We start from the raw sequence: 7,478 nt of genomic DNA, 5'->3' as shown, positions 1-7,478 counted from the left end.
GGCATTGGCCGCGAAATTACCCCCTCAGGGGGTCACTATTGCGAGCGATTTTACATGCCAGCCGTGCCCGAGCCCCTCAGCGTGCTTCTCACGAGCGTGCCGGTGCAACTCTTCGCTCACCATCTCGCGATGGCCAAATTCGGTGCGGCCGACGCTGCTGAGGCGTGATGGCGCCGTCTCCCCGCCTCGTCTGCCTCGGGAACCTGACGATCGACGATCTTGTGCTGCCGGACGGTCGCGAGGTGCCGGGGTGCATCGGCGGGGACGCACTCTATGCGGCACTCGCCGCGCGGATGTGGGAGCCGACAACCGAGATGGTGGCGCCCGTCGGCCGGGATTTCCCGCCCTCGATCCTGGCCGAGATGAGCGCGGCGGGGCTTTCGGACAGAGGTCTGCCGCGACGGGACCTCCCGACCCTTCACAACCGGGTCGCCTATTGTGATAACGGCGATCGCACCTGGACGCTGTTCTCCTCCGACGCGGACTTCGACGCACTGTCCCCCATGCCGGAGGACATCCCCGAGGCGTATCGGGGAGCCAAGGTCTTCCTGGTGTTGGCAATGACGCTGCCGGCGCAGGAACGCCTCGTCGCGCACCCAAGGCGACCACGCGCGCCCTCGTGGCCCTTGATCCGCAGGAGGACTACATCGCCGGTAACGAGGGTGCGCTGCGCCGCCTCATTGCCCAGGTCGATCTCTTCATGCCCAGTGCTGAAGAGGTGCGCCGCCTCCTCGGCCATGAGGACTGGGCGGTTGCTGCCGCGACGTTCGCGGCGCTTGGGCCCGAAACCGTGGTGATCAAGCTCGGGGCGGAAGGCTGCCTGGTTCATCACAGGGGTGAGACGTTCCACGAACCGGCCACGCCTGCCGCGGTGCGCGACACGACCGGCGCCGGGGACTGCTTCTGCGGCGCATTCGCAGCCTCGCTCGTGACCGATGGGTCGGATCTCGTGCAAGCCGCCCGACGTGGGGCGCAGGGCGCCTCTCGCGCCATTACGAATTACGGTGTCGCCGCCATGCTCCGGGCCGCCGTTGCGATCAACGGCTCCGGGTAACCTGTCAGCCCTAACGGCTACAAATGGCGCTTCAAGGCGCGCTGAGAGCCGAAGCGCTAAGGCAAAGCCGATGCCATTCCCGTAGACCCTCGCAACTCACTTGTCGCGCAAGCCCCGTATCCGAGGTCCGCTTCGGAGCGCGACCTGTGCCATTCGAAACGGTGCATTCGGGCGCATTGCCGACTGGCTACCGTGCGTTGTGATCGGGCCGGGAACAGACGGTCGAGTATGTTGCGGGTGGCTGCGATTTAAGGCCACAAAGGACCTGCTGAAATCGGTGTGAATCAAGCATGATCTAATGTAAGTATAAACATTAAATCTATAAGTTGAATTATTAAGCTCATCGAGTTCGTTTTGTTGACGAAAAGTCATAGATATGGATTAGTGCGGCACGTCTTTTATCAAAATTAGTTTATTATTCTTATTTAAAACTTGGAGAATACTGTTTAAGGAAGTCTGGACACCTCGAAATCCGCAAAGCTGTGCGCCATTGGAGGCTCAGGAAAGTCCATGATTCAATCCCATATTGCGCAATGAAGCTGCTCCTGGTACAGATGACCACAAGAAGAATTTATGTGCCATTGGTAGTTGGTGGTGCAGAATAACGCCTCTGCTGGAGAACCCGGCGGTTCTGCGCCCCATGCTGCTGCTGTGAAACGCGACGAGGACCGGCCGAACGGTCCCGACACGGGAGGAACACGACCATGAAAACAAATCTGACAAGCATGTTTGCGGGCCAAGATGCCAGAAAGACAGCGCAAAGGGTGCTGCATGGCGCCCTGCTGATAACCCTCGCGGGAGTGACCCTGACAGGGGCTAGCCTCGCAGCGGATAGTAAGCCCAATATCGGCATCTTAGTGCCGGGACCGAACGCCTATTTTGATCCATGGCACGCCGCTGCTGCGGATGCATCCAAGGCCTTCAACATCAATGCCACCTTTCAAGTTCCGCCGACCGACGCCTTCAACCTGACTCAGGAAAATGCGCTGCTCGACTCGCTAGTGGCGCGCAGCACGGTCGGCTTCGCCCTTTTCCCTGGCGATCCCAATGGGACCAATGCCGAGGAAGGCAAGCTTGCCAAACGCGGCATCCCGACTGTCAACATCAACGGTTGTACGATTGATCCCAGCCCGGCGCTTTTCTGTATTTCGGCCGATATCTACAAGGCGGCTCGTTACCAAGCCGAGGAGTTGATCAAGGCAATTGGCGGCACCGGGCCGATTGCGTTGCTTGCGAGCCAGCTCACCGATCCAAATACCCAACTCCGCATCAAGGCCGTCAAGGACGCCGTGGCGGCGACCGATGGCAAGGTGACGCTGACCCAGGTCGTGGCTGACATCGACACACCGCAATTGTCGCCACCTGCCGTCAATGCCCTTCTGGCCTCGCAGGGCACGACGTTGGCCGGCGCCATGTCAACCTCCTACAACCCATCAATCGCCATGGCCGTGGCACTGACCGACAATCCACAGTTCAGGCATATCAAATTCGTCGGTGCAGACGGCGCGCCTCAGGTGATGGACGCGGTGAAGCAGGGTATTATCACCGGAACGCTGTTCCAGAACACCTATGGCATGGCTTATGCCGGCGCCTATGCGGTAACGAAAGCGGCGCGGGATAAATGCAAGGTGGCCGATGATGCCCCTTTTTCGGCCTCGCTGCAGACCAAGCGCGTACTGGAATCCCAGGTGCAACTTGTCACCAAGGACAATATCGCTCAGTTCCCCTTAGCCTCTATTCCGTCCGACACCGCGCGACTAATCGATCTTCTCGATCACAAAGTATTCAAATGCTAAGGGAGCCGCCGGACGCGGATGGTCGAGGGTAACGCGCGTGAACAGCGTGCTTGCAAGCCTCAAGTGGCAGGCGACTGCCTCGGTGCTCTCCAACACAAGTGTGTTGCTGATCCTTACGGCGCTGAGCTGGCTTGTTTACCACACGCTCGGCGATGGCTTCTTGAGCAGCTACAACCTGTTCACCCTGTCGCAGCTCGCCAGTGAAACGCTACTGATCGGCTTCAGCCAGCTCGTCGTAGTGGTGATCGGGCGCTTGAACCTGGCGGTGGGAGGCGTCGGCGTGGCTGCAACAATGGCCACGGGGTGGCTGATGGCTTCGGCCGGCCTTCCGCCTGCCGTCGCCCTGCCGACCGGCCTCGTGTTCGGCGCCTTGCTGGGCCTGGTACTTGGAGCCATCGAGGTCGCCACGGGACTCGGCAGCTTCATTGTGACCCTGGCCATGTCGTCGATCTACGTTGGCGTGGTTCTGGTTCTATCGGGTGGCTCTGCGATCAGCACGGTTCCGGCTTCCGTGTCCGATTTCAGCAATGACCCTTTGGTCACGCCGTCGCTGTCGTGGTTGGTCGTGCCGGCGCTGATCGCGGCCGCGATGCTGTGGCTACTTTACAATCGATCCGTCTGGGGCTGGCGCATGCTGGCCGTGGGCGCCAACCAGCGCGCCGCTGAGCTTAGCGGCGTGCGCGTGAACGCAACCGTGCTGGGCAGCTTCGCGCTGTCGGGGCTGTTGGCCGCCTCCGCGGGCCTCATGGAAATGTCGCGTGTGGCGGCAGCCCTTCCCTCGCTGGGGGTCGGCTGGGTCCTGTCTTCGCTTGTTGTGCCGATCCTCGGTGGCACGGCCCTCATCGGCGGAGCTGTTTCCGTCACGGGCGCACTGGTTGCCGCGGTATTTATCGAGAGCATCGATTCAGGCCTCGTGTCCCTTAATGTGCCAGCCTACTGGCAGCAGTTCGCCGAAGCCATCGTGCTGCTCGCGGCCGTGATGGCCGATCGTGCGCTGCGGCGCCGACCGTTCCGGCGTCCCGTTGCTCCCTCCACCACGGATGGGAAGGCCCATCATGCCTCGGTCTGACGCGCCTGCAACCACGCGATCGTGGGTTCCGCTCCTTGCAATGGCCGCCGTCGCCAGCGCCGGTTTTGCTCTCGTCAACGCGCAATTCGCCACCAGCTTCAACCTTTATGTCATTCTCTCAAGTGCCGCGTTGCTCAGTCTTATCGGCTTTTCGCAGCTGACCGTGTTGGCCGTCGGTGAGTTTTCTCTCGCGGTTGGCAGCATCGGCAGCCTCGTGGGTGTAGCGACCGGCTATCTGCTGGTCACACGGAGCGTGCCGCTTGCGCCCGCCATTGGCTTTGGCCTGGGGCTTGGCTTGTTGTGCGGAGTCACCAACGGTGCGCTCGTCGCTGTCTCGGGTGTCGGCGGGTTCGTGGTCACCCTGGCTACGGGCGGCGCTTTCGCAGGCATCGCGCTCGCCGTGACCGAAACCGTGCCCTACACGGGCCTGCCGAACTTGCTCAATGATTTCGGCACCGGTCGTCTCGGCCCGTTGCCGGCTGTACTGGCTGTGAGCCTCGGCGTCGCTCTGTGGTTAGGGGTGCTCTACGGCTGGAGGCGTACGGGCCGCACCATGCTGGCCTTTGGCGGCAACCCCGAAGCCGCGCGGTTGTCCGGACTATCACGCCGCACGACGCTGCTGTGGGCGCATGGTTTGTCGGGTCTGCTGGCTGGTGCAGCCGGTATTGTCGCCATGGCGCAACTCCACGAAGCGAACCCAAACGCGGGTTCGGGCTGGCTGCTGCAGTCGTTCACGATCCCCATCGTCGGCGGCACGCTGTTGACTGGCGGCGAAGTGTCGGTCGTTGGCATCCTGGTGGCGAGCCTGATCTTGGCGACAATTAGCGACGGGCTGATCCTGGTCAACGTCGACGCTATCTGTGTCACGCTTGTGCAGGGCGTGCTGGTGTTCGTTGTCGTGTCGCTGGGACGCTCGCGCGAGGGGAGCTTCGGCCGTTGGCTGCGCAATGCGCTACCCTTCATGTCGGCATCTGCGATGGGATCACAGCCGTGAGCGCGATCGCGGCGCGGGATATCTGGAAGAGCTTCGCCGGCACAGCGGCGCTGAGCGGGGTTAGCCTCGCTCTTGAGCCCGGCAGTATACATGCCTTGGTTGGCGAAAACGGCGCCGGCAAGTCGACCCTCATCAAGACGCTCACGGGCGTGCATCGCGCCGATCGCGGCACCTTGAGCGTTGGCGGGCGAGAGCATGTCTTCCACGGCCCTGAGGAAGCGATTGCGTCCGGCGTCAGCGCCGTCCACCAGGAGCGCAATCTCGTGCCGGCCTTCTCGGTGGCTGAGAACCTGTTTCTCCACGCGCCGCCACGTCGCTTGGGCTTTCTCGACACTCCACGGCTCTACCGGGATGCCGAGACCTGGCTGAGGCGGGTCGGCCTTGCGGTGTCGCCGCGCGCCCGCGCGAGTTCGCTCAGCGTCGCTCAGGGGCAATTGCTCGAGATCGCGCGCGCCCTTGCGCTCCAAGCCAAGGTGCTGCTGCTCGACGAGCCTACGGCGTCGATCACCGAGCGAGAGGCCGCCGTGTTGTTCGAGCGGCTGCGCGAGCTCAGCAGAGCCGGGCGAGCCATGCTTTTCGTATCCCACAAGTTGGATGAGGTTTTCGCGCTCTGCGACCGCGTGACGGTGATCCGCGACGGGCGCACGATTCTTGAGGCTGCGCCGCGCGCCGACCTTACGCAGAAGGACGTCGTAACCGCTATGGTGGGGCGCTCGATTACATTTGGCTCGCGGCCGGCGCCTTCAACAGCTGCGCGATCCGGTCCGCCACGATTGGAACTTCGCGGCGTCTCGACAGCCTTCGGCCACACGGACATCAACCTCGACATCCGAGGCGGCGAGGTCGTGGGACTTTACGGCCTTGTCGGCGCCGGTCGCACCGAGCTCGCGCGTGCGCTGCTCGGGTTGGAGCGCATCACTGGCGGTACCGTTGCGCGTGACGGCGTGCCAATCCACATACGCGACCCGCGCGATGCATTGAGACAGCACCGCATTGGCTACGTCAGCGAAGATCGTAAGGGTGAAGGACTGATCCTGCGCCACGCCATTCGGCACAACGTCGCTATCACGTTCTGGGACCGGCTCGCCGGCGCCCTCGGCTTCGTCACACCCGGCCGCGAGCGGCGCGCTGTTGGTTTCACAGTGGAGCGGATGGCCGTGCGCCTCGCCAGCCTCGACCAGCCGGTCGGTGAACTCTCGGGCGGAAACCAACAAAAAATCAGCGTTGCCAAATGGTTGGCGAGCGACGTCGATATCCTCATTATTGACGAGCCGACAATCGGCGTCGATGTTCGCACCAAGGAAGATATGTACGGGCTCGTCGAAAACGCCAAGACGTCAGGCCTTGCGATCCTGGTTATTACCAGCGATTTGGCCGAGGTGATCCGCATTTCCGACCGCATCCTGGTCATGGCCGAAAAGCGGGTTGTGCATCAAACGCAAAATCTGGGGGACTATCGGACGATTAGCGAGGAAATCCTGCATGCTATTGTATGAGGATAAATTTGTATGATCCAGAACGTTTAGAACATACCGAGATCGATAATCAGTTTGTTGAGATAATATCTTGTAATTTCAATGTGATTACTGTGAACGCACGAATTGGATGTGTCCATATGCCTCATCGAGGGCTGCCCCATCGGGGAAACGCCGGCCGAGGGCGTCGTGGTCCTGGGGGTCCGCTCCGAGGACGTCACGCTGAGCACGGAGCCGGGGCCGGAAACCGCCTCGGCCGTCGTGTCCAACGTGGTTTTCCACGGCCGCTCGCTCCGCCTGTCGGTGCAGGTCGTCAACGGGCCGAGGCTCACCGTCGACGTGCCGCGCGCCCAGGCTCCCGACGCCTTAGCACCCGGCCTTCCGGTCTTCGCCGCGATCCGTCCCGGCACGGCCCGATGCCTTATCCGATCCTGACGTCGCCAACCTTCCTGGACTTCGCCATGAACCCCCATCATCGCCAATTCTTCATCGACGGCGCCTGGGTCGAGCCCGCCGGCGCGGGCACGATCGACGTCATCGATCCAGCGACCGAGGAGGCCTACACGACGATCGCCGCCGGCGGTACCGCCGACGTCGATCGGGCCGTGGCGGCGGCCCGCGCGGCTTTTCCGGCCTTCGCCCAGACCAGCCGCGACGATCGCTTGGCGCTCCGCCGCCGCGTACTGGCGCTCTACAACGCGCGCTACGAGGAGATCGCGCAGGCCGTGAGCCGCGAGATGGGCGCGCCGATCGGCTTCGCCCGCTCAGCCCAGGCCTTCGCGGGGCAGACGCACCTCGAGGCCACGATCGCGGCGCTGGAGACCTACAGCTTCGAGGAGCGGCGCGGCGGCACCCTGGTGATCAAGGAGCCGATCGGCGTCGCGGCCCTGATCACGCCCTGGAACTGGCCGCTCAACCAGATCGTCTGCAAAGTGGCGCCGGCCATCGCGGCCGGCTGCACCATGGTCCTGAAGCCGAGCGAGATCGCGCCCGTCAGCGGCCTGATCTTCGCCGAGATCATGGAGGCGGCCGGCACCCCAAGGGCGTCTTCAACCTCGTCAACGGCACCGGGCCGGACGTCGGCCAGGTC

6 protein-coding genes and 1 pseudogene are annotated in these 7,478 nt (G+C 62.9%); all 7 read left to right on the top strand.

The window, feature by feature from the left end:
- Nucleotides 1-457 precede the first annotated feature (457 nt).
- Nucleotides 458-1,054 carry a carbohydrate kinase family protein gene (locus P7D22_RS21665; RefSeq protein WP_319936336.1) on the top strand — a complete coding sequence of 199 codons (597 nt, stop codon included), beginning with the start codon at nt 458-460 and terminating at the stop codon, nt 1,052-1,054.
- A 704-nt stretch (nt 1,055-1,758) separates the two neighbouring features.
- A complete protein-coding gene (locus tag P7D22_RS21660) occupies nt 1,759-2,850 on the top strand; it encodes a sugar ABC transporter substrate-binding protein (protein WP_319936335.1) in 1,092 nt (363 codons plus the stop codon).
- A 37-nt stretch (nt 2,851-2,887) separates the two neighbouring features.
- Nucleotides 2,888-3,919 carry an ABC transporter permease gene (locus P7D22_RS21655; RefSeq protein ID WP_319936334.1) on the top strand — a complete coding sequence of 344 codons (1,032 nt, stop codon included), beginning with the start codon at nt 2,888-2,890 and terminating at the stop codon, nt 3,917-3,919.
- Between the two features lie 40 nt (nt 3,920-3,959).
- Nucleotides 3,960-4,913 carry an ABC transporter permease gene (locus P7D22_RS21650; RefSeq protein WP_319936333.1) on the top strand — a complete coding sequence of 318 codons (954 nt, stop codon included), beginning with the start codon at nt 3,960-3,962 and terminating at the stop codon, nt 4,911-4,913.
- Nucleotides 4,910-6,409 carry a sugar ABC transporter ATP-binding protein gene (locus tag P7D22_RS21645; RefSeq protein ID WP_319936332.1) on the top strand — a complete coding sequence of 500 codons (1,500 nt, stop codon included), beginning with the start codon at nt 4,910-4,912 and terminating at the stop codon, nt 6,407-6,409. The genes P7D22_RS21650 and P7D22_RS21645 overlap by 4 nt, the downstream gene beginning before the upstream one ends.
- Before the next feature lie 111 nt (nt 6,410-6,520).
- Nucleotides 6,521-6,823 carry a TOBE domain-containing protein gene (locus tag P7D22_RS21640; RefSeq protein ID WP_319936331.1) on the top strand — a complete coding sequence of 101 codons (303 nt, stop codon included), beginning with the start codon at nt 6,521-6,523 and terminating at the stop codon, nt 6,821-6,823.
- Nucleotides 6,824-6,849: 26 nt separating this feature from the next.
- Nucleotides 6,850-7,478 (top strand): annotated as a pseudogene (locus P7D22_RS21635) (aldehyde dehydrogenase family protein); the annotation flags it as partial.

The sequence above is a fragment of the Lichenihabitans sp. Uapishka_5 genome, from assembly GCF_033947565.1.
In the GTDB taxonomy this organism is placed as follows: Bacteria; Pseudomonadota; Alphaproteobacteria; order Rhizobiales; family Beijerinckiaceae; genus Lichenihabitans.
Note: the sequence above shows the minus strand (reverse complement) of the source record. Positions and strands in the feature narration are given on the sequence as shown.

Bases quoted from the DNA above. Each gene is read 5' to 3' on its own strand.
- P7D22_RS21660 (WP_319936335.1), top strand. From the start codon at position 1,759: ATGAAAACAAATCTGACAAGCATGTTTGCGGGCCAAGATGCCAGAAAG.
- P7D22_RS21650 (WP_319936333.1), top strand. From the start codon at position 3,960: ATGGCCGCCGTCGCCAGCGCCGGTTTTGCTCTCGTCAACGCGCAATTC.